Genomic DNA, 23856 nt, shown 5'->3' with positions numbered 1-23856 from the left:
AACAACGTCCGGCGAGTTGCGCCTGCTGGGCATCGTGGCAAGCTTCTTTGGCCCAGCGCACGGGCGTCAGCATGAGATCGGCTTTTATTTCCGCATGGACGCACCGCCCGAACTGCCGGGCGATTCATTCAGCGTCCTGGACAACAACGACGTGATCTGCGAGTGGATTCCGCTGGCCGAAATTGAATCCCGCCCCGTCTACCCGCTGATCGTTGGGGAGTTGCTGGACGGGGACGACGGAACAGTGCGGCACATCGTGAATCGGGAAGCATAAGCTCGAATAATGAAAAAACCCCGCCCGAAGACGAGGTTTAAACTTGGTGGCCAGAGCCGGACTTGAACCGGCGACCCAACGATTTTCAATCGTTTGCTCTACCAGCTGAGCTATCCAGCCTTGCTTTCCCTACAGGAGAGAAAACAGTGGCGGTCCGGACGGGATTTGAACCCGCGACCTTCTGCGTGACAGGCAGATATGCTAACCGCTACACTACCGGACCAATACTTTTTCTGGTGCTTGATTGTCATTGTGCTGCCCGCGAAAAGCAGCGGGGTTAAGGATAGCCGCGCTCTGGGAACTTGTCAACAAGCACAGCAGCCCTGCGGGCAGATTTCAGCCGGGGCCGGCTCAGAAGGGAACGGCCCGCACCGCCTGAAGTGTTCCGTCACCGGAGTCACCAAGCATCAGTTCCAGGTACTCGCGGGCGTGCAGCGCATCGATCATGGCAAAACGGTGGTCCTGGTCCAGCAGGATGCCGTCATCGACCTGCGTGTGGCCGTAGACCCCGAAGTCCAGACCCGCCATCTCCACGTATTCCGGCGTGTCACGGAACCAGTGCTTGGTGCTCCGATCCGCATAGAACAGGTCGTCGTAATGCGTATGGGCGGGCAGCGGCGAGACGTGAGAGAACTGGACCGCCCCCACCCGCAGTTCGCGGGGAAACTGAGCGATCCAGGCTCGCAGGTGCTCTGGCAGCAGGACGCCGCCGCGCTCAGGATCGAATTCAAGATGCACCAGGCCGCCGCTGGTCCCCAGCGTGAAGCTACCGTTCAGTACCGCGTCGTCGTGGTTGCCCAGCAGGATATGGACCGAGTGCGGCGCGGCAGCCTGATAGGCCCGCAGAAGGTCCAGTTGCGCCGCCTGATTGCGGGCGGCCACCAGCAGATGTTCCGGGTCATACATATCGAAGCGCGGCAGGCCGGTCAGCCGAGCATACTCGCGCTCGTTCTTGGGATGGACCAGATCACCGATGATCACCACCTGGAACAGTCCGGCCTGCACCGGGGGCGTCGGCAGGAACGCGCCGTCCACGCAACTCGCGGCGCGCAGGGCGGACCACAATGTCTCAAAATCGGCGTGTACGTCGCCAAAGGCCATGAACTTACGCATCTGGAGTGCAGTTTACTAGGCGTGGGGGTCAGTAGGACCTCAGTATCCAACACTTTCCGCGCCCGCCGTCTGGTGCAGCGTCCAGAGTCCAATGAGGTGGAGCAGTTCATCTACCGAAGCCCCGACCTGACGGGAAGACGCCCAAACGAGCGACCGGAGGCCCAGAGTCACGACACTCCATGCCCGTCGTCCATGGCTTTTAAGGGTTATGTCCTGGTCGATGCCGACCAAAACGCTCCACACATACGCCAGGGTCAGCAGACAGAGCAGCCGCGTCACATGACCGGGGAGCGTCGTATAGGTGTTTTCCAACCGAAAGCCCTTGGTTTTGAGCGCCCTGAACAGACATTCGATCTCCCAGCGCTGGCGGTCCCCCTTCAGAATGCAACGGGCGGCGGTGGCGTTGCTCGCCACGATCAGGGGAATCCCTGATCTATCTGGGTCTGTGGCGACGTTCATCGGTAGACCGTAGAGAGCTGGGGCTGGACGCCGTGGACTGACCCTGATCCACTGGCCTGCCCCGCGCCGCCCGGTCAGTGCCGAAGACTACCTCCACACCGTTGAGCAGCATCGCCTTCTTTCCGGACCGCAGGCCGATCAGCCTAATCGCCCGCTGGCAGGTCTTCAATGCGAATATCGACGCAGAGCCGGACGGTGATGAGCAGATCTCGTTCGGCCAATCCCTGAATCCACGCCTGGCCAATAAATTCCCGGGCTGCGTAGATCGTGGCAACCTCGCCGCAGTCCAACAGCAACAGCGCCTCGTCCAGCAAGGCTAGGCGGGTACTCGTCCCACTGTTACCTCTATGCAGCGCGTTCACAGCGGTCTTCCCCGATTCCCAGTTGCGGGCAAGCGTCCTCATGTGGAGGAGTAGCCCCATACGGGTGCCATCTCACGACGATAGTCTGTTCTGCCCAAGAAGGCGCGGTCAAGGGTGAATTCCTGCCGTGTCACATCAGGGAGCAACACCAGAACCAGACGCGCAACTTCCAAAGGACACAGCAGATGCTGGTGAAAGAAGCACTTGATCTGTCGGATGAGAGAAGCCGTTTGAGCGTTGCCGGGGAAGCACTCGGCCAGTGCCACGTGGCGAACGTCTCTGGCTCCGATCAACGCCAGGGCGAGCAGTTCTACGTGATTTTTGCGGTATCGGGAGAAGTGACAAGCCAAGCAGTGACTCAGCGATTTCAGGGCAGTGGGAGACGCTCCCTGTTCTCACTTGCTGGACGACAGATTTCAAGCACCCTCTAAAACTGTTGGGGACTGAGCGTCATCTGGTTGAGCTATACCTGGAAAATGCTGCGCCGCAACAGCTCGGACAGGCTGTCGTGCATCAGGTGCAGGGGGGTGTATCCCTGTTCGCGGGATTCAGACAGCATGGCCCGAATTGACGGTCTGGCGCGCTTCTTCACCCCTTTCGGTTGTCGGAGGAGTATCTTCCCAGAGTGCATCCCGCCACATTCCTGGATCTGGCCCCACCACGACGTTTTCTGTGCCCATCCGTCATGTCAGCTTGTCCGTCCTTTGTCCAGTCCTGCGCGCCCGTCTATAGCGGGCGAACTTCCCACGGCACCAGCTTATTGGGGCAAACTTGACTGCACTGCCGACTGCCCCAGCAGCCCGCGCTCCAAAGCCGCGTTCAGTGGCCTGGAGACGCTTCTCCCGCGACAAGGCCGCCCTGCTGGGCCTGGTCCTGTGCAGTCTGATCATTCTGGCCGCGTTGCTGGCCCCCTGGATCGCGCCACACGATCCTAACTTTCAGTTCCCGGACGGCATCTCACTGGAAGGGGCACCCCAGCCGCCAGGAACGGCCTTTCTGCTCGGAACTGATCTGCTGGGACGGGATCTGCTTTCGCGGCTGCTGTGGGGGGCGCGGGCCTCGCTCCTGGTGGGCATCGTCGCCAACGGCATTGCCGTTGTTATCGGCGTGTTGCTGGGGGCGCTGGGGGGAATGGGACGCGGATTGATCGGCACGCTGATCATGCGTTTCACCGACGTGATGATGGCCTTTCCGGTTTTGCTTCTTGCCATTGCGCTCACGGCGGTGTTGCGGCCCAGCCTGTGGATCGTGACGCTGGTGATCGCGCTGCTCAACTGGGTGGCGGTGGCGCGGGTGATCTATGCCCAGGTGATCTCGCTGCGTGAGCGCGAGTTCGTGGAGGCCGCCCAGGCCGTCGGGGCCTCCGGCAGCCGCATCCTGCGCCGGCACATCGTGCCCCACCTGCTGCCTACCGCGCTGGTGTGGGGTTCGCTGGGCATCGGCACCACCGTGCTGCTGGAAGCCACCCTGTCCTTTCTGGGTGTAGGGGTGCAACCGCCGACCCCCAGTTGGGGCGGCATTATCAACGAATCGCAGAGTTACCTGACCACCGCGCCGTGGCTGGTGCTGTTTCCCGGCGCGGCCATTCTGGTTACTTCATTGGGTTTCAATCTGCTGGGCGAGGGCCTGCGCGACGCCCTTGACCCCAACGGAGCGAACTGATGCTGACCTTCACGGTGTCGCGGGTCTTGCAGAGCCTCGGCGTGCTGTTAGTCGCCTCGGTCTTCACTTTTAGCCTGATCTTCCTGCTGCCCGCCGACCCGGCCCGGCTGGTGGCCGGGCCGAGTGCCAGCGTGCAGACAGTCGACAGTATCCGGCGGGAACTGGGACTGGACCGGCCCTTCGTCGCGCAGTACGCGCTGTACCTGACCCATCTGCTTCAAGGGGATCTGGGACGCTCCTACAAGCAGCAGACAGCGGTGCGCCCGCTGATCGCCTCGCGGGTGTGGCCCACGTTCCAGCTCATGCTGGGGGCCGTGGCGCTGGAACTGCTGATGGGGCTGCCGCTGGGCATCTGGGCGGCGCTGAAACGTGGGCGCTGGCCGGACCGGCTGGTGATGGGGTTCGCCTTCCTGGGGGCGTCTGCACCGCAGTTCTGGCTGGGCCTGAGTCTGGTCTATCTGCTGGCTTACGGGCTGAATCTTTTTCCGCTGGGCGGCTACGGCGGCCTCTCGCACCTGTTTCTACCCGCCCTGACGCTGGGCCTGGGCGGGGCCGGGTGGTACGCCCGTGTCATCCGCTCCAGCCTGCTGGAAGTGCTGGCGCGCGACTACGTGCGCACCGCCCGCGCCAAGGGGCTGTCGCAGAGCCGGGTGGTGGTGCGCCACGCGCTGCGGAACGCCGCCCCACCCATCATCAGCATGATTGGCCTGGACATCGGCGTCTTCATGGGCGGGGTGGTGGTGGTGGAGAGCGTCTTCGGCTGGCCTGGCCTGGGCCGACTGGTCTGGGACGCCATCCGGGTGGTGGATATTCCGGTCATCGTGGGGGTGGTGATCTTCAGTGCGGTGGTGATTACCCTGGCCAATCTGCTCGCCGATCTCGTTCAGCTCGCCCTTGATCCCCGGATTCGCTACTCGTGATGTTGTGCTGGAAATTCTAGTGCTGCACGTTCTTTTGCTGGAAAGGAGAGCCATGAAAAGATTCACCGGACGGACACTGCTCGGCCTGACGTTGCTTCTCGGAACTGCCCACGCCGCGCCTCAGCAGGGCGGCAGTATCACGGTCTCGTACAAGGACGACGTGACCACCTTGGACCCCGCCGTCGGTTACGACTACCAGAACTGGCCGATGGAGAAGATGGTCTTCGACGCCCTGCTGGATTACACCTCCGGCGGAACCACGCTGACACCGCGTCTGGCCGCCAAAATGCCCGACGTTTCCAAGGACGGCAAGACCTACACTTTCACCCTGCGAAAAGGCGTGAAGTTCCACAATGGCCGGGTCATGACTGCCGACGACGTGAAGTACAGCTTGGAACGGGTGCTTGATCCCAAGACCAAGAGTCCGGGCCAGAGCTTTTACACCGACATCGCAGGCGCGCAGGCGTTCGTGGACGGCAAGGCCAAGGCCGTTTCAGGCATTGCGGTGCTGGCCCCCGACAAGGTCAAGATCACGCTGAACGCCCCCAACGCCGCCTTCCTCAACATCATGGCCATGAATTTCGCGTTCATCGTGCCTAAAGAGGCTGTGGCCAAGGCCGGAGAGGACTTCGGGCATCAACCCGTCGGCACCGGGCCGTTCAAGCTGAAATCCTGGGTCAGCGGCCAGCAGCTTCAGTTCGAGCGCAACCCGAACTACTTCATGGCGGACATGCCGTATCTGGACGGGGTCACGGTCAAGGTGGGGCTGGACCCCAGCGTCGCCTACCTCAGCCTTCAGCGCGGCGAGATCGACCTGCTCGGCGACGGCATTCCGCCCGCCCAGTTCTTGCAGGTGACGCGCGATCCCAAGCTCAAGGCCAACGTGTTTTCCAAGACGTCAGTGAACACGACGTATCTCAGCCTGAACACGGGCGTGGGGCCGCTGAAGGACGTGCGGGTGCGGCAGGCCATCAACATGGCCATCGACAAGACCAAGATTCTGCGGATCATCAACGGGCGTGGCGTGGTGGCCAGGGGTGTCCTGCCGCCGCTGATGCCCGGCTACGACAAGACCGAGAAGGGCTACGCCTACGATCCGGCCAAGGCCAAGACGCTGCTCGCAGCAGCCGGATTCAAAAACGGCTTCGAGACAACCCTTTACACCACCTCCACCGACCCCAACCCGCGCATCGCCCAGAGCATCCAGCAGGATCTGGCGCAGATTGGCGTGAAGGTGCAGCTCAAGAGCCTGGCCCAGAGCAGCGTGATCGACGCGGCCAGCACGCCTAAAACGGCGGCGATGGTCTGGTCAGGGGGTCTGGCCTGGACGCAGGATTACCCGGACCCCAGCGACTTCTACTGGCCGATCCTGTCGTGCCGGAGCGCGGTGCAGGGCGGTTGGAACTGGCCTTTCGTGTGTGACAAGGCGCTGGACGCCCGTGCCGAGAAGGGCGACCGCATGGTGGCACCCGCTCAGCAGGCCGCCCGTCTCAAGGAGTACGCCAGCATCTTTGCGGCCCTGAACAAGCAGGCGGTGTGGGTGCCCGTGTTCCACGAGGTGCGCTACACCATGAAGTCCGACCGACTGGTGGGCGGCGTGGACGACCTGCTCGACCCAACGCATTTCATCAACTACGAGCGGCTCTCGGTCAAGAAGTAAAAGTATACGGATTCCGATTGAAAGGTTTGCAAAAACCTTGAAATCCGAGCGGACGCGAATGGGAAAGAAGACGGGTTCCGCGTATGGATTAAATCTTCGGCGCTTTCCAGAAGGTTTAAGGAATCAAGCGGAATTCGTATAAGAGGAGGATTCCAGTGACAAACAGACCCAAATGCACCATCCACGACCACCATTACGGCTGGGACAACAGCCTGCCCCCCGCGCTGGAAGTCGAGAGCGGCGAGACCATCGAATTCGAGGTCATCGACTCTGGCGGCGGTCAGTTCACGCCAAAGTCCACCTCTTCAGATGTGACGGCGCTGGACTTCTCGAAGATCAATCCGGTAACTGGCCCGGTCTATGTCCACGGCGCGGAGCCGGGCGACGCGTTGCAGGTCGACATTCTGGAATTCCGGCCCTCGGGCTTCGGCTGGACGGCCATCATTCCCGGCTTCGGCCTGCTGGCGGATGAATTCGCTGATCCGTACCTCAAGCTATGGCAGTACAGCGACTCCTCGGCGGAGTTCCTGCCGGGCATCCGGGTGCCGGTGCGGCCCTTCCCCGGTACCATCGGCAACGCGCCCGCCGAGGCTGGGCCACACTCGATTGTGCCGCCCCGGGCTGTGGGCGGCAACATGGACATTCGTGACCTGACGGCAGGGTCCACGCTGTATCTGCCGGTGGCTGTACCCGGCGCACTGTTCTCGGTGGGCGACACCCACGCGGCCCAGGGTGACGGCGAGGTCTGCGGCACCGCCATCGAATCGGCCATGCACGTGACGCTGCGCTTCACCCTGAAAAAAGCGGCACACCTGAAAACGCCGCGTTTCTCGACACCCGGCCCCGTCACAGGCCACATTGATCGGGCGGGCTATCAGGTCACCACTGGGATTGGCCCGGACCTGTACGCCGCCGCACAGGACGCCACCCGCTCAATGGTGGATTTCATGACTGGCGAGTATGGCCTGTCACCGCAGGAAGCCTATCTGCTGTGCAGTGTGGCAGCGGACCTGCGGATCAGCGAGATCGTGGACGCTCCCAACTGGCTGGTCAGCCTGTACCTGCCCCGGAGCATCTTTACGTAGGCGCGGGCCGCGCGGCCCATGGATGTCCTGAATGGATACCAGAACCGCTTGCCCGTAGCGCTGCTCAAATTGCGTCCAGCATTATGGAGCCGTCAGGAGTGGAGCCTAGTCCACTGGCAATCAGATCGAATCCACGGCCAACCCCACCTCCTGGGACAGCAGGAGCGCCATCCGAAACGTCATTCCTGACGTGAGTACCCAAATCGTCGAGTCAAAAACGAGCCAGGGCGATCTGATCACGGAGGAGTTTTTTATGGAGCGCGTGACCCCGCCGTAACGCTGGGCCGCTAGACTGGGCGGCACATGAATAAAGTGTTTCCCAGCGCCGCCGAGGCGCTTGCAGATGTGGTGGCCGACGGGCAGACCGTGGCGGTGGGGGGTTTTGGCCTGTGCGGGATTCCCGAGGCCCTCATTGCCGCCCTGCGCGACAGCGGCACGAAAAACCTGACCGCCGTGAGCAACAACGCGGGCGTGGACGGCTTCGGTCTGGGCCTGCTGCTGGAAACGCGGCAGATCCGCAAGATGGTCAGCAGCTACGTCGGTGAGAACAAGGAATTCGAGCGCCAGTATCTGGCTGGAGAGCTGGAGCTGGAATTCACGCCGCAGGGCACACTGGCCGAACGGATGCGCGCGGGTGGGGCGGGCATTCCTGGCTTTTACACGAAGACCGGCGTGGGCACGGTGGTGGCCGAGGGCAAGGAAGAGAAGGAGTTTGACGGCGAACGCTACATCCTGGAACGCGGCATCGTGGCGGATGTCAGTCTGGTCAAGGCGTGGAAGGCGGATAAGAGCGGCAATCTGGTCTACCGCAAGACGGCGCAGAACTTCAATCCGGTGGTGGCGACGTGTGGGCGGGTGACGGTGGCCGAGGTGGAGGAAATCGTGGAAGTCGGCCAGCTCGATCCCGACAGCATCGACACGCCGGGCATTTATGTGCAGCGCCTTGTGCTGAACGCCACACCCGAGAAACGCATTGAGCAGCGGACGGTCCGGGTCTCAGCAGCTCCAGCCTCGTCCACCGCCGGAGAGGAGATTTAAGATGCCCTGGAACCGTGACCAGATGGCGGCCCGCGCCGCCCAGGAATTGCAGGACGGCTTTTACGTGAACCTGGGCATCGGCCTGCCCACGCTGGTGGCCAACCACATCCCGAACGGCGTATCCGTGATGCTGCAATCGGAAAACGGTCTGCTGGGCATCGGCCCCTTTCCCACGGACGATCAGGTAGACGCTGACCTGATCAACGCGGGCAAGCAGACAGTCACGGCGCTGCCGGGGGCAAGCTTTTTTTCCAGCGCCGATTCTTTTGCCATGATCCGGGGCGGGCATGTCAACCTCGCCATTCTGGGGGCCATGCAGGTCAGCCAGAATGGCGATCTGGCCAACTGGATGATTCCCGGCAAGATGGTCAAGGGCATGGGCGGCGCGATGGATCTGGTGGCCGGGGTACAGCGCGTGGTCGTGCTGATGGAACACACCGCGAAGGGCGGCGCGCACAAGATTCTGGAGGCTTGCAACCTGCCATTGACCGGCGTGGGCGTGGTGGACCGCATCATCACCGATCTGGGCGTGCTGGACGTGACTGAAGGTGGGTTAAAGCTGGTGCAACTCGCGCCAGGCGTCACGCTGGAGGAAATGCGGGAACAGACGGGCGCGCAGCTTCAGGGCCAGGACGCGGCTGGTAAGGACTCCGGCTGAGAGGTGATGGAAACATCCGGGAAACTGACTTGCCCTGATTCCAACCTCTTCGGCGCAGCTCTGCGGGTCCCGCTCGAATTCGTGTCCGAATTATACGGACTCCGATTGAAATGTAAACACCTGGAAATCTGAAGGGGTCCCGAAAAGCTGCGTCAGCAGCGGAGCAAGCCCCATAGGGCTGCTATCCCGCGACGACAGGCTGTTCATAACGAGAGCGAGAAGAAGAAAAACATCCCCCCGGACGTGGAGTGGAGGAATCGGGACAGCTCCGATTCCTGCACGAAACAAACGGAATCTGTATAACCTCTCCTATACCGCCCCCGAGTTGGGCCTCCATGCCTCACTGCTCCGCAAATAGTTGACGACCTAGAGCATCTGTCAAAAGAGATGTTCACTTTTGACAGAACGGAGTGAGTGAATTCTGTGGAGCATTTGGGAGAATGGAAGCGTCAGAAGTCTCTTTTTCTGATGCAGTAATTCGGACAAATGCTTTAACTGCAAAAGCGAGAGGCTACTTTCCCTGGCCAGAGAAGGTTGTGTCCCTCGCTCCGCACACCTACACAAAGCCGGAAAACTCAGGGGGAGTCGGAATGGTCCGGGCCGCATGGCTGGTCTGTCCATGCAGGCGGGTGAGGCGCAGAGATGACTGAACTTCTGAACCCGCCACGCTCAGAATCCGGCCAGATACGGCCAATAGGCAGTCAGGTTTTCAGCGCCTGCCTGAACCACCCTGTAATCACGTCTGGCCGGGTGATCGCGCTACCCACCACCACAAAACTTGCCCCCAGGCTCATAGCCTGCGCCGCGTCCGCCGGGCTGTTCAGTCGGCCCTCGGCGGCGAAGGACAGTCCGGCGTCGCGCAACTCCCGCATCAATTCCCAGTCCGCCCCGGCAAGCTGACGGCTGTGGGGGGTGTAGCCGCTCAGGGTGGTGCTGACGATGTCCGCGCCGTGGTCATAGGCGGCCCGCGCCTCGTCCAGCGTACTGATGTCGCCCATGACCAGCCCGCCAGCCGCATGAACAGCGGCGAACATCTCGGCCAATGGTTCGGGGCGGGGGCGGGAGGTGGCGTCAAACGCCACGATCTGCGCGCCCAGTTCCGCCAGCCGCACACCCTCGGCGGCGGTGGGGGTGATGTAGACGTCGGTGTCGTCGCGGTCCGTCTTGGTCAGGCCGATGATCGGCAGGTTTGTTACGGCCCGCACCGCCGCCATGTCCTCAAAACCCTGAATCCGCAGACCCACCGCGCCGCCCCGCTCGGCGGCCAGCGCCAGTTGCCCGATGATGTACGAATCGCGCAGCGGCGAGTCCGGGTTGGCCTGACACGAGACGATCAGGCCGCCCTTGAGTTGGTCAAATAAGCCACGTTCAGGCATGGACCAGCAGCTCCTCGGCCTCCAGGATGGCCCGCACCCGTTCCATTTCCTGATCGTTCAGGGGCAGGTTCGGGCGGTTCATGTGGTGGTGCGTGATCAGGCCCAGCAGGCGCATGGCCGCCTTGAAACCGCCCACGCCGGACGCTCCGGCACTGGTGCGCGGCGTGCCCTGCAAGGCCACCGCGAACACCCGGATCAGGCGTTCCTGAATCTGACGGGCCTCGCGCCAGTCCTCGCGGCGTGCGGCGTCGTAAAGGGCCACGTAGGCGGCGGGATCGACATTGCCCAGTCCCGGCACGCAGCCGTGTGCGCCCACCATCAACGCCGTGTCCACCATCAGTTCCGAGCCGGTAAACATGCGGAATTCAGGGTCATCCGCGCACTCGCGGGCCAGCAGGCGGAAGTTGGTGTCGTCGCCGCTGCTGTCCTTGAGGCCCACGATCAGCCCTTCCTGACGCATCTGGCGCAGGGTGGGGCGCTCCAGCTTGACCTGCACGCACACCGGGATGTCGTAGGCCATGATCGGCAAGCCCACGGCCTCATGCACCGCGCGGAAGTGTTCCACGATCTCGGTCTGGCTGGTGCGGGCGTAGAACGGCGCAGTGACCACCAGGCCATCCACCCCGGCGTCACGGGCGTCGCGGGCGTGATTGATCACGCGGTCCGTGGTGGGGTCAATTACCCCTGCCAGCAGCGGCACGCGTCCGGCCACCTCATCCACGGCTATTCGCAAGACCTCGCGGCGTTGTGGGGCGTCCATAAACACCACCTCGCTGGTGGAGCCGAGCAGGAAAAGGCCATGCACGCCGCCGTCCAGCAGGTGCTTGATCACGCGGCGCAGGGACGCCTCATCCACCTGGAAGTCAGGGGTCAGCGGGGTGACGACGGGGGGAATAATGCCGTGCAGATTAGCGGGAAAGTCAGCGGTAGTCATGGGGAACCTCGGGAGGAGAGTGGGGCGAATGATTGAGGGCTGTCAGAGAAATTCAAGGGCGGCGTTTTGCCCTCTCTCCTTTGGAGCCAGATCAGGTCCGAGGGAGAGAGGGCGGCCCCGCCTTACTGCTTGGCCTTGGGGTCCAGCGCGTCGCGCAGGCCGTCGCCCAGAAAGTTGGTGGCCAGCACGGTCAGGATGATCAGCAGCCCGGCGGGCATCCACTGCCAGACGTAAGCCTCCAGAATATTGATCTCGCGGGCGCTGCTCAGCAGGTTGCCCCAGCTCGCCTGCGGGGGCTGCACGCCCAGGCCCAGAAAGCTCAGGCCCGCCTCGGTCAGGATGGCGCTGGCGACGCCCAGGCTGACGAACACCACCAGCACGTCCACCACGTTGGGCAGCGCGTGCTTGAGCAGAATGCGGCGGTCATTGGCTCCCAACGCGGTGGCCGCCGAGATGAAGTCCAGCTCACGCACGGAAAGCAGCTTGGCGCGCACCAGCCGCGCGGCCAGCGGCCAGCCCAGCAGCCCGATGATGATGATGGTCTTGTCGATGCCGGGGCCGACGATGGCGGCCAGCGTCAGCAGCACCACGATGCTGGGGAAGGTCATCACCACGTCCACAAAGCGCATGATCACGTTGTCCACCCAGCCGCCGAAATACCCGGCCAGTGCGCCCAGCGTGGTGCCCACCACCACCGAGATCAGCGTGCTGAACAGACCCACCATCAGCGATACGCGCCCGGCGGACAGGGTGCGGGCGAAGATATCGCGCCCGGTGGGATCGGTGCCCAGCCAGTGCGCCCCACCGGGCGGCTGATTGCGGTTGAGCAGGTCAATCTCGTCGGGGCCGAAGCGGGCGATGAGTGGGCCAAAGACCACCAGCAGGACGATGACACCCAGCAGAATCAGGCCGACGACGGCCAGCCGGTGGCGCAGAAAGCGCTTGAGGGCCATGCTGCCCGGCGTTTTGACGCGAACCTTCTCGGGTTTGACAGGTGCGGTGGCGGTCATGGGTTCAGCCTCCTCATCTCAATTTTGCTCGGCTCAAAAATCGCGTTCACGAGTACCTGATCCGGGGATCAATCAGCCCGTACATGAGGTCCGTGATCAGGTTGGCCAGCAAAATGATGATCGCCAGCATCAGCGTCGTGCCCATGATCATCGGGTAATCGCGTGAGTCGATGGCGTCCAGGTACAACTGTCCAGTGCCAGGCCACGAGAAGATGCTCTCCAGGAACACCGCACCGCCAATCAGGTTGGCGACATTGGCCCCGATCACGGTGACCACCGGAATCAACGCGTTGCGCAGTACGTGCTTGCTGATCACCCGGTAAGACGGCACGCCCTTGGCCGAGGCGGTACGGACGAAATCCTGAAACAGCACTTCCAGAATGCTGGAGCGGGTGTAGCGCATCAGGATGGCGATGTACGTGACCGACAGGATCATGGCGGGCAGGATCAGGTGCCGCAAGATGTCCAGCGCGCCGCCGTCCCCCGGCGTTTGATACCCCCCGGCAGGAAACCAGCCGAGTTTGAGTGCGAAGACGTACATGCCCAGCAACCCGGCCAGGAAGGCAGGCGTGGAGATCCCCAGGAAGGCCAAAAAGGTCAGCGTGTTGTCCAGCAGCGTGTAGCGCTTGACCGCCGCGACGATGCCGAAGAAGATCCCCAGGGTCACGCCCACAGTCATGCCCAGGCCCATCAGCAAGAGTGTGGGAGGCAGGCGGCGGCCCAATTCCTCGATCACCGGCTGACCGTTCTTGATGCGGTAGCCCAGATCGCCCTGCGCGGCGCGGCCCAGCCACTTGAAGTACTGCACCGGCTTGGACTGGTCCAGGCCCAGATCCACCTTCAGAATCTGGCGTTGCTCGGCACTCAGGACCTGATCGGGGGGAATGTAGGCGTCCAGCGGATCGCCAGGGGTGAATTGCAGCAGCGTGAAGACCACGGCGCTGATCACCAGCAGCAGCGGAATACTGATCAGCAGGCGGCGGAGGGTGTACAGGCCCATACGGTCAGCAGCTCCTTTGTGGTGTGGAAAGAGAAACGCGAGTCAGTGATATGCCACGTGACTCGCTGTATCCCCTCTCCCCATGTGGGAGAGGGTGGAGCCGCGCAGCGGCGGGGGGTGAGGGGGCAATTCAGCAGCGAACCCGCCCCCTCCAATCCCCTCTTACTTGGTATCCCAGAGATAGGCCTTGTCGTCATAACGGCCCCCGGCGGGCGCAGGTGTCCAGATGAAGTTGCTCAGCTTGGTGCTGACGCCGCCGAAGCGCTTGGCACTCCACAGCACGTCCCAGGGGAGCTGCTTGTTCACCAGCGCGCACATGTCCTGGTACGCCTTGGTCCGCGTGGACGCCAAGGTGGTTTCCTGGCCCTGTTCAAACAGCTTGTTCAGCGCGGGAATGCTGACCTTCATGCGGTTGGTGCCGTTGGGCGGGATGAAATCCGAGTGCATGCTGGGGTACAGCGTGTCGGGATCGGGGCCGTTGCCGATGCCCGCGTAGACCATCGTGAAGTCGCTGCCGCCCGTGATCTGGTTGTAGGTGGGCACGTCCACGAAACGCGGCGCGATCTTGAAGCCCACGCCCGCCAGCATCTGCTGCAGGGTGACCAGCACGTCCTTGCTGAGCTGATCGGAGTAGTACGTGATGACTTCCACCGACTTGCCGCTGTCCCAGCCTGCCGCCTTCAGCAGTTGCCTGGCCTGATCCTGGTTGTAGGCGTAGGCGTTGATGCCCTTGGGCACGTACTTGCTGTTGGTCACTGGGCAGTTGGCCACTTCCGCGCCGCCGCCGTAAAGCTGCTTGACGATGGTGGCACGGTCAACCGCCAGCAAGATGGCCTGCCGGATCCGCACGTCTTTCAGCAGCGGTGAGGCATTGTTGAAGCCCAGGTAATTGGCCACCTGCGAGGAACCGTCGAGAATCTTGACGGCATTGCCGTTAAAGGTCTTAGTGTCGTCCAGCGTTAGGTAGGAAAATTCGATGTCACCGCTCTTGAGGGCCACCACTGCCGCCGCCTGCTCCTTGAAGTAGCGGTTCACCAGCCGGTCCACCTTCGGCTTGCCCCGGAAGTAGGTAGGGTTGGCGACAAGTTCCACGTACTGATCGGGGACCAGCTTGTTCCACTTGAACGGCCCGGTGCCCACCGGGTTGGTGCGCCACCATGCCGAGTTGCGCAGGTCCTTGGGCGCGATCTTGTTCAACGCATGCTCGGGCAGGATCATGAAGTTGGTCATGGCGTCCAGCAGCGCGGCGTTGGGCTTGCTCAGGGTGAGGACCACCGTGCGGGCGTTGGGCGTCTGGATGTTGGTGATGTTGCCGAACTTGGCCGCGAAGCCGCTGCCGGAATCCGGGTTGTTGGCGAGGTTCAGGCTGAACTTGACGTCGGCGGAAGTAAACGCCTGGCCGTCGTGCCACTTGACGCCGTCGCGCAGCACGAAGGTGTACTTCTTGCCGCCGTCGGCCACAGTCCACGAGGAGGCCAGATCGCCGCTGATCTTCTTGAAAGCCGGATCGTACAGTACCAGCGTTGAGAAGTACTTGTTCAGCCAGGTAAAGCCCGCCGTGTTGGTCAGGGGATTGAACTGCCCCGGTGCGCCGCCGGGTCCCTGATCGAAGGCTCCGGTGATCACCTTGTCGGCGGAAGCGCTGCCCAGCGTGCAGAGAGCAAAGGTCAGGGCGAGCAAAGAACGTTTCATCATGGTGGGTCTCCTGTTTCTGAATTGGGGCGAATGGACGGAGTAACGTTACTTTTGGATCGGTTGGCGTGGTTTGGGTTGAACTGGAGTTTGTGAATCAACTGAAGTCTGGGGATCAAGACGTTCCTTGATCTGCCGGAAGTGGCCGTGCATGGCCCGCGTGAGCTGCTCTGCTTCGCCAGCCCGCAGCGCCGCGACGATGGCGACATGGTCCTGCGCGGTCTGTTCCAGGTTCCAGTGGGTCACGCCCGTGCTGCCGTGCAGGCGGCGGAACACTTCCCAGAACAGCTCGACCAGTCGGTTGAGGAAGGGGTTGTTCAGCGGGCGGTACAGCGTCAGGTGAAACTCGCGGTCCTCGTCTTCAAAAGTCTGTCCGTCACAGGCTTTTTGCACCATCTGCTGAGCCAGGGCGTCCAGCTCCGCGATCTGCTCGGGGCAGACCTTGCTGGTCACCATGCCCACCAGTCCCTCTTCCAGCGCGGTGCGGACCTGAAGCAGATCGCGCAACGACTGGCCGTCGCTGGCAAACGAGTACGGCAGGTTCTCGAAAATGCTGTCGAAGGTGAACGCCTTGACGTAAATGCCCTCGCCCTGACGTGCCTCCAGAATCCCCACGGCTTCCAGGGTCTTGACCCCTTCGCGCAGCGACAGGCGGCTCATGCCCATGTCCTTGGCAAGCTGACCTTCGGAGGGCAGGGGATCGCCGGGTTGCAGGTGGTGGTCCTCAATGTACTGCTTGATGGCCGTCTGGGCCTGTCGGTATGCGGGAATGCGGGCAGCCATTAAACCTCCTGTGGGCGATGCCAAGCCACTTCAACGTTGGAGTGAATCTGACATCAGATATCTGATAGGTAGGAAAAGCTTACTCGCCCAGTAGAGGTTCTGTCAACAGTTCGCCCATCCCGTCTTTCATCGGAAAGACGCACTTGACATCCTCCGCTCACCCAAAGTACAGTTCATGCCACCACAAGTCAGATATCAGATATCTAAGGACCGGCCCAACATGGTGTTCGCGTCCATCGCCCCACTCTTTCCACGTTCTGGAGGCCCTATGAAGACCGTGACCCTGCTTGCCGCACTGCTGATCACCACCGCCGCCGCACAGACCCAGACCTACCCTGACCTGCCCACCGGCATCAAAAACGGTGTGGGCGGCCTAATCGGCACCACCATCTACGCCGGACTGGGAACGGCGGGCCAGAAGCTCTATGCCCTGAACTTGTCGGATTCAGCCAAAGGCTGGGCCGAGATGGCCGCCTTTCCTGGCCCAGCCCGCGATCAGGCATCCGCTGCCGTGGTCAACGGCAAACTGTACGTGTTCGGCGGCATGGGCAAGACCACACCCGAGGCCACCACGTCGGTCTTTAACCAGGTTCACGCCTACGATCCAGCCAGCAACACTTGGCAGGAACTGAAGACCCGCGCCCCCCTGGAGATCGGCGGCGGCACGGCAGTGGCCCAAGGGGACCGCATCCTGCTGTTCGGCGGCGTCAACCGCAACATCTTCAACGGGTACTTCAGCGACATTGCCGCCGCCGGAACTGATAAGGCCGCCAGCGACGCCGTGGCCCTGGCGTACTTCAGCGGACGCCCCCAGGACTACTTCTTCGGCAAGGACGTGCAGAGCTACATCCCGGCCACCAACACCTGGCAGTCGCTGGGGACCGCGCCCTTCACGGGCCGCGCCGGGGCCGCCATCAGCCTTCAGGGCGACATCCTGACCGTGGTCAGCGGCGAGATCAAGCCCGGACTGCGTACCGCCCAGGCGGGCCGCGCCACCGTAAAGGACGGGGGCGTGACCTGGAGTGAGGTGCCCAACCTGCCGAGTGCAGCGGACGGCGCGGTGCAGGAGGGCGTGGCCGGGGCCTTTACCGGTTCCAGCATGGGCGCTGTGCTGGTGGCCGGCGGGGCCAATTTCCCCGGCAGCACCGCCAAGTTCCAGAGCGGTGTGCAGTACGCCCACCAGGGTCTGACCAAGACCTGGCGCAGCGACATCTACGCGCTGCGTGATGGCAAGTGGAGCGTGGTAGGTCAGTTGCCGCAGGCCCAGGCTTCGGGCATCAGCATCCAGCGCGGCGACGAGGTCATTCTGGTGGGCGGTGAACTGAAGGGCGGCGAGGCCAGCACGAAGGTCTTTTCCATCTCCCTGAAGGGCGACGGAGTGGAAATCAAGGACTGAGCCGCAGGATGATGCAGGAGCCGACTACTTCAACAGTCGGCTTCTTTTTATTGGCTTATGGGTTCAGCCTGATTTCACGCTCCTGGCGGGCAGACTCCTCGGCGGCGAAGACGACATCCATGACAGAGCCTGCAAATTCCGGTGTGACCCTGGGAAGCTGACCAGATTCAGCCCAGGCACGCAGTTCCAGCCATTCCTGCGCCAGCGCGGCAAGCGTCAGGTTGTCCGGGAGGATGAGCGGCACAGCAGTCCAGCGGTCCTCCTGGCCGGTCTCCAGACTGTCGGGCGTGACCCGCAAGCTGCCGGCCTCGCACAGGATGGTGGTGGCGTTGATCGGCCCGCCCTGTGCGTAGCCGTAGCTGCCTACCATCCCCGCGCCGCCGCCCGCAAAGCGCAGGAACAGACTCGCCAGATCGTCGGCCTGCTGATCGTGAAGATGGGTGCCGATCACCGCACTCACGGCCTGCACGGGCGCGTCCATCAGCCACATCAGGCGGTCCAGAGCGTGAATGCCAGCGGTCAACAGCATGCCGCCGCCGCGTTCACGGTTCAGGTGCCAGTCGCGGCGGTTGGCCTCCATCCAGCGCTTCTGGAACACGCTCTGCCCGCTCAGGGGGCGGCCCAACTCGCCACTGTCAATGATCTGTTTGGCCCGGCTGAATCCTGGAAAATAGTGGCTGGTGAAACCGACGAGACAGGGCACACCCACTGCCCGCGCCGCATTGAGAACAGCGTGGGTATCTTCAGCGTTGGTAGCGACAGGTTTTTCCAGCAGCAGCGGCTTTCCGCTGGCAATGGCTTGCAGGGCCAGCGGGGCGTGATACTCGTGCGGCGCGGTGATCAGCACAGCGTCGACATCTGGGGCGACCAGCAGTTCCCCGGCGGTCCGATAGGCGCTTCCACCATACTGGGCAGCGAAGGCGGTGGCCGATTCCAGCGAGCCGCTGGTGACACCCGTGACCGCAAAACCCTCCAGCGTGGCGAGGGCCTGCGCGTGCTGTTCGGCCCACCATCCTGCGCCGAGAATGCCGACCCTCACGCGTCCGCCCAGACCGCGCGGGCGTAACAGGCGTCAATCACACGCATGGCGGCCAGATGGTCCGTGAGGGAATGGGGAGCGGGACCGCCAGCTTCCAGCGCCCGCACCGTGGCGGCGGCGAACTGCTCATAGCGGCGGGCCAGGGGCAAGGCTGGCTGTACGCAGGTCTGACCGGAGTGGCGATCAAAGACGGTTAGCGCCTGCCCGTCGTCACGCACGCTGAGGTTAAGGCGGTGGCCGCTCAGCTCAAAGTCACTGGCGTCGTCCAGGGCGGCGGTGTAGCCCACCTCGATCTGCCCGATCACCCCGCCTACCGACAGAGTCACGGCGGCATATTCCTCGGCTTCAGTGTGGTAGAGCCTGCGGCTCAGGACGCAGGAATGAATCTGCACCTCACCGATAGTGGCCTTCAGGAAGGCGCTGACGCCGTGGACGCCCAGATTCCGCAAAGCCCCGCCCCCCGCGACTTCCGTTTGCATGACCCAGGGAACCCCCCACGCGGCGTACCGCTCCGGCGAGCCGTTGACCAGCCGGAAACGCAGGTGCGAGAGCGGTCCGCCCGACTCTGGCGTGCACACGTCCCAGAATTCATTCAGCAGATGGGGCTGCGCCACGCTGACGAACGCGCCGCGCTGATGGGCCAGCTCGGCCAGGGGCTCCAACTCGGCGGTGTTGCGACCAACGGGTTTTTCAACAGCCACGGCCACCCCAGCTTCGACGGACATTCGCACGTCGCGCAGCATGTCCTGCGGGGTCCCCAGCAGGATCACGAGATCAGGACGGCTTTTTAGCAGTCGGTCCAGATCACCGTCTGCGACGCTGCTGTCGCGCAGAGGCTGGCCAACGGCCCCAAATGCCTGGAGATACATGGGCCGATGCCAGTGGCCACGATCAAAAAGAACAATCTGCATACGACAGGTTATCAGATGTCTGACATTTAAAATATTCAGTGCGTCTGGCTTGCGGTGTGTCCTGTGTGCCGTGTTCTGTATGGAATGAACATTATGGTGCCCTGTCGCCTGACGCTGGCCCTGTCCTGTTGCACGACCCTTATTGCTGGCGCTGAAGTGGCGTCCACGCTTCCAGTCAACCTCAGCGCCCTGAGCAACCCCGGCCTGCTCAGGGAAAACCTGGACCTGAATTTTCCTTCTCCGAACGCGGCACAGCGCGCGGCCCTGACCCGGCGAGGTTTCGTGATCGCCCCTGCCGGGTGGCGGCAGTTCGACGCGGTGTACGGGTCCACCCATTACGCCGAACAGTCGGTCTTCGTGACCACGGACCCATACGGATTCCGTTTATAAGGCGGTAGAAATCGGGAAAGGGTAGGTCTCCACACTCCACGCCCGGAGGGATGTTTCTCTCCTCGTCGCTCTGCTTCGCAGCTTTGCAAGTCCCCGCTAATTTCCAGACGTCTTCAACCCCTTTCGGAGTCCGTATCAGGTGCAGCTCCTGAGTATGACTTTTGCTGAGCAGGAAGTTTGTGGGCAGGCTGCCCTCAAACGAATGACGTCACCGGATCACAAGCTATCCGGTGACATCATCTGGAACACTGTTTTACCGTTCGCCACGCACGTAGGGCCGTCCCAGCCCGGCGGGCGCGTCGCCCTGCTGGCCGCGCAGTCCGGCCAATGCCAGCACCACCAGCACCAGCACGAAGGGCATAGCGTTGAAGACCTCCGTGGGCACAGGACTGTTGCCTTGCAGGCGGAATTGCAGGTAATACAGGAACCCAAAGAACAGCGCCCCCAGCACGGCGCGTAGCGGACGCCAGCCCACGAAGATCACCAGCGCCACGGCAATCCAGCCCAGGCCCCCGGTCATGTTGTCGGCCCACGACGCGCGGTACGACAGCGCCAGAAACGCCCCGGCCAGCCCCGACAGCGAGCCGCCCGCCAGCACCGCCCAGATTCTCACCGCGCCCACGTTGACGCCCAGCACGTCCGCCGCCGCCGGGTTCTCGCCCACCGAGCGCAGGGTCAGCCCCGAACGGGTGGAATTGAGGTAAAAGGCCATGACCACCGCCAGCAGCAATGCCGCCACCGTGAATGGGTTGATGACGAAGCCGCCCAAATTCCAGTCGTTGACCTTGTTGAACAGCGGCAGCCCCTCGAATTTCTTGCCCAGCAGGCCCGCCGCCCCGGTGCCGATCAGCGCCAACGCCAGTCCACTGACAAATTGATTGGCGCGCAGGGTCACGGTGGCAAGCGCGTGCAGAGACGCCAGCGCCGCGCCCGCCAGCATGGACGCGCCCACCGCCAGCCATAAATTCGCGTCCGGGCTGCTGGAGGCCACCGCGAAGGCGGCCAGTGCGCCCACCGCCATCATGCCCTCCACGCCCAGATTGACCACGCCGCCCCGCTCGTTGATGATCGCACCCAGGCAGGCCAGCAGCAGCGGCGTGCCCACTGACAGCGCCCGGATCAGGGCTTCGACGACGATGTTATCCATTCAGGGCCTCCAGACAGGCTCTTTTCATTTGGTCCCTCACGCCCGCACTCCCCAGACCACCCGGTTTCGCACGAACACTTCCGAGGCGATCAGGCACAGCAGGATCACACCGGAAAACACGTCCACCACGCGGAAGGGCATGTTCAGGTCGATTTTCAGGAGGTCTCCCCCGGCCAGGATGATACCCATGACCGGGGCGGTGATCAGGCACAGCGCCGGATTGCCGCGCGCCAGCCACGCCACGATCACCGCAGTAAAGCCGTAGCCCAGGCTGATCTGCCCGGCTTCCAGCAGACGGTGATGGATTCCGGCCACCTCACCCGCACCGGCCAGACCCGCCGCGCCGCCCGTGATCAGGGCCACCACGGTCATCACGCGTGCCGAGCTGATGCCCGCGTAGCGCGCCGCGCCGGGATTCTCGCCCACCACGCGCAGGGCGTAGCCGAAAGTGGAGCGGCTCAGCAGCCATTGCAGGCCCAGCGCCACCACCACACCGAGAACGAGCGTGGGCCAATGCACCTGCGTTCCGGCAATGACGGGCAGGTTGGCCGCGTCTGGAAAGGAATCGGTGTAGATGTAGCCGCGAACGTCCTTGCCCTTCCACGGCCCGGCGATCAGGTACGTCACCAGCGCGATGGCGATGTAATTGAGCATCAGCGTGGACAGGATTTCGTTGACGTTCAATCGGCGCAGCAGCGCGGCGATGAGTGCCCACAGGCCGCCGCCCACCGCACCCATGATGAAGACGACAGGCAGCAGGACCGGCCCTGGCAGCGGGACGAACAAGGCTGTGCCCGCCGCGAAGACCGCGCCCAATAAGAGCTGACCCTCACCGCCGATGTTGAAGAACTGCGCGCGAAAAGCGATGGCCAGCCCCGCGCCGATTAGCAGCAGCGGAATGGTGCGCCGCCCGACTTCAGCCAGCCCGGTGGAATCGCCCAGCGTGCCGCGCAACATGGTGGAGTAGACCTCGGCGGGAGAGACGCCGTAGAACACGAAGATCAGCGCGCACAGGGCCAGCGCCACGGCGACGGAGGCCAGCGTGACCAGACTTGCGCGGGCGGTGGAGGGCGCGGCGAGGGGGACGAATCTCATGGGGTCACCTGTATGGAAGAGATGAGGAGGGTTAGGGTTTCAGGGTGGGTCCCACGAAAACCCCTCAGTCTGCTTCGCAGCCAGCTCCCCTTAAAGGGAGCCAGGAGTGCGGCGGTGGCCGGGCAATTCCGCAACTCTTGCCTCCCTTCTAAGGGGAGGTCCCCCGCAGGGGGGAAGGGGTTAAACCGTGGGACCCACCTCTGAACACCACCCGTCAACATCCCTAACCTCACGCCACCACCCCCTGATCCGCGCCCGGAACGCTGTGCGGATGCGCGCCGCCCATCAGCAGGCCCAGCGACTCGCGCGTGACCTCCGAGACCGGGAAGGGGCCGCGCAATTCGCCGCCCACCATTACGCCGATGCGGTCCGAGAGGCTCAGAAGTTCGTCCAGATCCTCGCTGACCAGCAGGACGCCCGCGCCCTCATTGGTGCGCTCCAGCAGCACACGGTGGACCTGATCGGTTGCGCCGATGTCCAGGCCATAGGTGGGATGAACCGCCAGGATCAGCCGGGGATTGCCGTGTAGCTCGCGGGCCAGGATCAGCTTCTGGATGTTGCCTCCGCTGAGAAGGCGGCTGGGCGTGTGGATGCCGGGGGTAGCAACGCTGTACTGCTCAACATCCTGCCGCGCCCGCTCGTCGGTGGCTTTCAGATCACGGGCCAGCCCGCGCGCCAGGGGTGAACGGTCATAGCCGCGCAACGCCAGATTGTCGGCCACGGTCATGCTGGGCACGGTGCCGCTGTGGATGCGGTCCTCGGGAATGTGGGCCACGCCGCCCTGAAAACGCTCTGCCGCACCGCCGCCCAGAGACTGGCCGTCCAGTGTGACGGTGCCGCGCGCCGGGTGCAGCCCCGCCAGCACCTCCACCAGTTCACTTTGACCGTTTCCAGCGATTCCAGCCACCCCCAGCACCTCGCCGCGCCCCAGTGTGAAGCCGACGCCGCGCAGGGCGGGCAAGCCGCGTGAGCCGTTGGCGGTCAGATTCTGCACGTTCAGCAACACTTCTGTCGTCGCCGGAGCTGCACCACGTTTGCGCGTGAAGTCCACGCCCCGGCCCACCATCAGTTCGGCCAGACTTTCACGGGTTGCGCCCGCCGTGGGCACGCCGCCCACCACCTTGCCGCGCCGCAGCACCGTCACGCGGTCCGCCACGTCCAGCACCTCATCCAGCTTGTGCGAGATGAAGATCAGGCTGCGCCCATCGGCCCTCAGCTCTCGCATCACGCGGAACAGGCCAGACGCCTCCTGAGGGGTCAGCACGCTCGTCGGCTCGTCCAGAATCAGCACCCGCGCGCCGCCCAGCAGGGCGCGGATGATCTCCACACGCTGCTTCTCGCCAGGGGACAGGTCAGAAACGCGGGCGGCGGGGTCTACCTCCAGCCCATATTTTTCAGAGAGTTCGCGCACGCGGCCCGCCACACCCCGCGCAGGGAACAAACCGGAGCCGCCGCCCAGCGCCAGATTCTCGGCCACCGAATGCCTTGAGACCAGCAGTGGGTGCTGCGGCACCAGACCAATTCCCAGCTTCCTGGCCTCCGCCGGACTGCCGATGCGGACGGTCTGACCGCCCAGTTGTACGGTGCCCTCGTCGGGCTGATACAGGCCGTACAGGATGGAGATCAGGGTGCTTTTGCCCGCGCCGTTCTCGCCCAGAAGGGCCAGCACCTCGCCAGTAGCAACAGTCAGGTCGACACCGTCATTGGCCACCACGCCCGGAAAACGCTTGGTGATGCCGCGAAGCTCCAGCGCGGGCGGACTGGACGTGGGTTGTGGCTGGGTCACGCCCGCAGTTTGACAGATTCTGAAGGCTTGATGAATTCTGGGTTCAGATGGTCATTGCCAGACACT

At 63.3% G+C, this 23856-nt stretch carries 24 protein-coding genes and 2 tRNA genes; 10 read left to right on the top strand and 16 right to left on the bottom strand.

Going from position 1 to position 23856, the window contains the following annotated elements:
• Window positions 1-16: 16 nt before the first annotated feature.
• Complete coding sequence (locus DAAJ005_RS19165; RefSeq protein ID WP_226342666.1) at window positions 17-274, top strand: hypothetical protein; 258 nt, start codon at window positions 17-19, stop codon at window positions 272-274.
• Window positions 275-318: 44 nt separating this feature from the next.
• Here DAAJ005_RS19165 and DAAJ005_RS09655 read toward each other — a convergent pair.
• The 5 genes from DAAJ005_RS09655 to DAAJ005_RS18920 all read right to left on the bottom strand — a co-directional run bounded on the left by DAAJ005_RS09655 (window position 319) and on the right by DAAJ005_RS18920 (window position 2160).
• Window positions 319-394: transfer RNA gene (locus DAAJ005_RS09655), tRNA-Phe, on the bottom strand.
• A 27-nt stretch (window positions 395-421) separates the two neighbouring features.
• Window positions 422-497: transfer RNA gene (locus tag DAAJ005_RS09650), tRNA-Asp, on the bottom strand.
• Window positions 498-625: 128 nt separating this feature from the next.
• Window positions 626-1387: a metallophosphoesterase gene (locus DAAJ005_RS09645; RefSeq protein WP_151846935.1), complete on the bottom strand. Its 762-nt coding sequence runs from the start codon at window positions 1385-1387 to the stop codon at window positions 626-628.
• A gap of 39 nt (window positions 1388-1426) precedes the next feature.
• Complete coding sequence (locus DAAJ005_RS09640) at window positions 1427-1846, bottom strand: transposase (RefSeq protein ID WP_151846934.1); 420 nt, start codon at window positions 1844-1846, stop codon at window positions 1427-1429.
• A gap of 143 nt (window positions 1847-1989) precedes the next feature.
• Window positions 1990-2160 carry a hypothetical protein gene (locus tag DAAJ005_RS18920; RefSeq protein WP_192930913.1) on the bottom strand — a complete coding sequence of 57 codons (171 nt, stop codon included), beginning with the start codon at window positions 2158-2160 and terminating at the stop codon, window positions 1990-1992.
• Window positions 2161-2393: 233 nt separating this feature from the next.
• Between DAAJ005_RS18920 and DAAJ005_RS09635 the strand changes: the two genes are divergently transcribed.
• The 7 genes from DAAJ005_RS09635 to DAAJ005_RS09605 all read left to right on the top strand — a co-directional run bounded on the left by DAAJ005_RS09635 (window position 2394) and on the right by DAAJ005_RS09605 (window position 9231).
• Window positions 2394-2639, top strand: coding sequence for a hypothetical protein (locus tag DAAJ005_RS09635; protein ID WP_151846933.1), 246 nt, complete (start codon window positions 2394-2396; stop codon window positions 2637-2639).
• Window positions 2640-2979: 340 nt separating this feature from the next.
• A complete protein-coding gene (locus DAAJ005_RS09630) occupies window positions 2980-3870 on the top strand; it encodes an ABC transporter permease (protein WP_151846932.1) in 891 nt (296 codons plus the stop codon).
• Window positions 3870-4790 (top strand): ABC transporter permease, encoded by a 921-nt coding sequence (locus DAAJ005_RS09625; protein ID WP_151846931.1) that lies wholly within the window; start codon window positions 3870-3872, stop codon window positions 4788-4790. Before DAAJ005_RS09630 ends, DAAJ005_RS09625 begins: the two co-directional genes overlap by 1 nt.
• Window positions 4791-4842: 52 nt before the next feature.
• The gene (locus DAAJ005_RS09620; protein ID WP_151846930.1) at window positions 4843-6450 is read left to right on the top strand and encodes an ABC transporter substrate-binding protein; all 1608 of its coding nucleotides are present in this window, start codon (window positions 4843-4845) and stop codon (window positions 6448-6450) included.
• A gap of 155 nt (window positions 6451-6605) precedes the next feature.
• Window positions 6606-7535, top strand: coding sequence for an acetamidase/formamidase family protein (locus DAAJ005_RS09615; protein WP_151846929.1), 930 nt, complete (start codon window positions 6606-6608; stop codon window positions 7533-7535).
• Between the two features lie 303 nt (window positions 7536-7838).
• Window positions 7839-8573 carry a CoA transferase subunit A gene (locus DAAJ005_RS09610; protein ID WP_151846928.1) on the top strand — a complete coding sequence of 245 codons (735 nt, stop codon included), beginning with the start codon at window positions 7839-7841 and terminating at the stop codon, window positions 8571-8573.
• 1 nt (window position 8574) lies between these two features.
• Complete coding sequence (locus DAAJ005_RS09605; protein ID WP_151846927.1) at window positions 8575-9231, top strand: CoA transferase subunit B; 657 nt, start codon at window positions 8575-8577, stop codon at window positions 9229-9231.
• Window positions 9232-9932: 701 nt separating this feature from the next.
• On the opposite strand, the gene DAAJ005_RS09600 is transcribed toward DAAJ005_RS09605, so the two are convergent.
• From DAAJ005_RS09600 to DAAJ005_RS09575, 6 genes are all read right to left on the bottom strand, one after another.
• The gene (locus DAAJ005_RS09600) at window positions 9933-10607 is read right to left on the bottom strand and encodes an N-acetylmannosamine-6-phosphate 2-epimerase (protein WP_151846926.1); all 675 of its coding nucleotides are present in this window, start codon (window positions 10605-10607) and stop codon (window positions 9933-9935) included.
• Window positions 10600-11541 (bottom strand): dihydrodipicolinate synthase family protein, encoded by a 942-nt coding sequence (locus tag DAAJ005_RS09595; protein WP_151846925.1) that lies wholly within the window; start codon window positions 11539-11541, stop codon window positions 10600-10602. Before DAAJ005_RS09595 ends, DAAJ005_RS09600 begins: the two co-directional genes overlap by 8 nt.
• Window positions 11542-11663: 122 nt before the next feature.
• Window positions 11664-12551: an oligopeptide ABC transporter permease gene (gene opp4C, locus DAAJ005_RS09590; RefSeq protein ID WP_151846924.1), complete on the bottom strand. Its 888-nt coding sequence runs from the start codon at window positions 12549-12551 to the stop codon at window positions 11664-11666.
• A 46-nt stretch (window positions 12552-12597) separates the two neighbouring features.
• A complete protein-coding gene (locus DAAJ005_RS09585; protein ID WP_151846923.1) occupies window positions 12598-13551 on the bottom strand; it encodes an ABC transporter permease in 954 nt (317 codons plus the stop codon).
• A 162-nt stretch (window positions 13552-13713) separates the two neighbouring features.
• Complete coding sequence (locus DAAJ005_RS09580) at window positions 13714-15246, bottom strand: ABC transporter substrate-binding protein (RefSeq protein WP_151846922.1); 1533 nt, start codon at window positions 15244-15246, stop codon at window positions 13714-13716.
• 45 nt (window positions 15247-15291) lie between these two features.
• Window positions 15292-16026 (bottom strand): FadR/GntR family transcriptional regulator, encoded by a 735-nt coding sequence (locus DAAJ005_RS09575; RefSeq protein WP_151846921.1) that lies wholly within the window; start codon window positions 16024-16026, stop codon window positions 15292-15294.
• 268 nt (window positions 16027-16294) lie between these two features.
• On the opposite strand from DAAJ005_RS09575, the gene DAAJ005_RS09570 reads away from it, so the two are divergent.
• Window positions 16295-17422, top strand: a complete 1128-nt coding sequence (locus DAAJ005_RS09570) for an N-acetylneuraminate epimerase (RefSeq protein ID WP_151846920.1) — start codon at window positions 16295-16297, stop codon at window positions 17420-17422.
• Window positions 17423-17477: 55 nt separating this feature from the next.
• Here DAAJ005_RS09570 and DAAJ005_RS09565 read toward each other — a convergent pair whose 3' ends face one another.
• Entirely contained in the window at window positions 17478-18461 is a 984-nt protein-coding gene (locus DAAJ005_RS09565) for a Gfo/Idh/MocA family protein (protein ID WP_151846919.1), read from the bottom strand.
• Window positions 18458-19372, bottom strand: a complete 915-nt coding sequence (locus DAAJ005_RS09560; protein WP_151846918.1) for a Gfo/Idh/MocA family oxidoreductase — start codon at window positions 19370-19372, stop codon at window positions 18458-18460. The genes DAAJ005_RS09565 and DAAJ005_RS09560 overlap by 4 nt, the downstream gene beginning before the upstream one ends.
• A gap of 84 nt (window positions 19373-19456) precedes the next feature.
• Between DAAJ005_RS09560 and DAAJ005_RS09555 the strand changes: the two genes are divergently transcribed.
• On the top strand, window positions 19457-19762 hold the full coding sequence (locus DAAJ005_RS09555) for a hypothetical protein (RefSeq protein WP_151846917.1): 306 nt from the start codon (window positions 19457-19459) through the stop codon (window positions 19760-19762).
• Between the two features lie 253 nt (window positions 19763-20015).
• Here DAAJ005_RS09555 and DAAJ005_RS09550 read toward each other — a convergent pair whose 3' ends face one another.
• The 3 genes from DAAJ005_RS09550 to DAAJ005_RS09540 form a co-directional block, all read right to left on the bottom strand.
• Window positions 20016-20909 carry an ABC transporter permease gene (locus DAAJ005_RS09550; RefSeq protein ID WP_151846916.1) on the bottom strand — a complete coding sequence of 298 codons (894 nt, stop codon included), beginning with the start codon at window positions 20907-20909 and terminating at the stop codon, window positions 20016-20018.
• 36 nt (window positions 20910-20945) lie between these two features.
• Window positions 20946-22004 (bottom strand): ABC transporter permease, encoded by a 1059-nt coding sequence (locus DAAJ005_RS09545; RefSeq protein ID WP_151846915.1) that lies wholly within the window; start codon window positions 22002-22004, stop codon window positions 20946-20948.
• A 229-nt stretch (window positions 22005-22233) separates the two neighbouring features.
• Window positions 22234-23790 carry an ABC transporter ATP-binding protein gene (locus DAAJ005_RS09540; RefSeq protein ID WP_226342665.1) on the bottom strand — a complete coding sequence of 519 codons (1557 nt, stop codon included), beginning with the start codon at window positions 23788-23790 and terminating at the stop codon, window positions 22234-22236.
• Window positions 23791-23856: the final 66 nt, after the last annotated feature.

Source organism: Deinococcus sp. AJ005, assembly GCF_009017495.1.
In the GTDB taxonomy this organism is placed as follows: Bacteria; Deinococcota; Deinococci; order Deinococcales; family Deinococcaceae; genus Deinococcus.
Note: the sequence above shows the minus strand (reverse complement) of the source record. Positions and strands in the feature narration are given on the sequence as shown.

Excerpts from the sequence above, each read along its gene's own strand:
- DAAJ005_RS09645 (WP_151846935.1), bottom strand. The coding sequence starts at position 1,387 with ATGCGTAAGTTCATGGCCTTTGGCGACGTACACGCCGATTTTGAGACA.
- DAAJ005_RS09640 (WP_151846934.1), bottom strand. The coding sequence starts at position 1,846 with ATGAACGTCGCCACAGACCCAGATAGATCAGGGATTCCCCTGATCGTG.
- DAAJ005_RS09635 (WP_151846933.1), top strand. The coding sequence starts at position 2,394 with ATGCTGGTGAAAGAAGCACTTGATCTGTCGGATGAGAGAAGCCGTTTG.
- DAAJ005_RS09625 (WP_151846931.1), top strand. The coding sequence starts at position 3,870 with ATGCTGACCTTCACGGTGTCGCGGGTCTTGCAGAGCCTCGGCGTGCTG.
- DAAJ005_RS09620 (WP_151846930.1), top strand. The coding sequence starts at position 4,843 with ATGAAAAGATTCACCGGACGGACACTGCTCGGCCTGACGTTGCTTCTC.
- DAAJ005_RS09610 (WP_151846928.1), top strand. The coding sequence starts at position 7,839 with ATGAATAAAGTGTTTCCCAGCGCCGCCGAGGCGCTTGCAGATGTGGTG.
- DAAJ005_RS09605 (WP_151846927.1), top strand. The coding sequence starts at position 8,575 with ATGCCCTGGAACCGTGACCAGATGGCGGCCCGCGCCGCCCAGGAATTG.
- DAAJ005_RS09600 (WP_151846926.1), bottom strand. The coding sequence starts at position 10,607 with ATGCCTGAACGTGGCTTATTTGACCAACTCAAGGGCGGCCTGATCGTC.
- DAAJ005_RS09595 (WP_151846925.1), bottom strand. The coding sequence starts at position 11,541 with ATGACTACCGCTGACTTTCCCGCTAATCTGCACGGCATTATTCCCCCC.
- opp4C (WP_151846924.1), bottom strand. The coding sequence starts at position 12,551 with ATGACCGCCACCGCACCTGTCAAACCCGAGAAGGTTCGCGTCAAAACG.
- DAAJ005_RS09585 (WP_151846923.1), bottom strand. The coding sequence starts at position 13,551 with ATGGGCCTGTACACCCTCCGCCGCCTGCTGATCAGTATTCCGCTGCTG.
- DAAJ005_RS09580 (WP_151846922.1), bottom strand. The coding sequence starts at position 15,246 with ATGATGAAACGTTCTTTGCTCGCCCTGACCTTTGCTCTCTGCACGCTG.
- DAAJ005_RS09575 (WP_151846921.1), bottom strand. The coding sequence starts at position 16,026 with ATGGCTGCCCGCATTCCCGCATACCGACAGGCCCAGACGGCCATCAAG.
- DAAJ005_RS09570 (WP_151846920.1), top strand. The coding sequence starts at position 16,295 with ATGAAGACCGTGACCCTGCTTGCCGCACTGCTGATCACCACCGCCGCC.
- DAAJ005_RS09560 (WP_151846918.1), bottom strand. The coding sequence starts at position 19,372 with ATGCAGATTGTTCTTTTTGATCGTGGCCACTGGCATCGGCCCATGTAT.
- DAAJ005_RS09555 (WP_151846917.1), top strand. The coding sequence starts at position 19,457 with ATGAACATTATGGTGCCCTGTCGCCTGACGCTGGCCCTGTCCTGTTGC.
- DAAJ005_RS09550 (WP_151846916.1), bottom strand. The coding sequence starts at position 20,909 with ATGGATAACATCGTCGTCGAAGCCCTGATCCGGGCGCTGTCAGTGGGC.
- DAAJ005_RS09545 (WP_151846915.1), bottom strand. The coding sequence starts at position 22,004 with ATGAGATTCGTCCCCCTCGCCGCGCCCTCCACCGCCCGCGCAAGTCTG.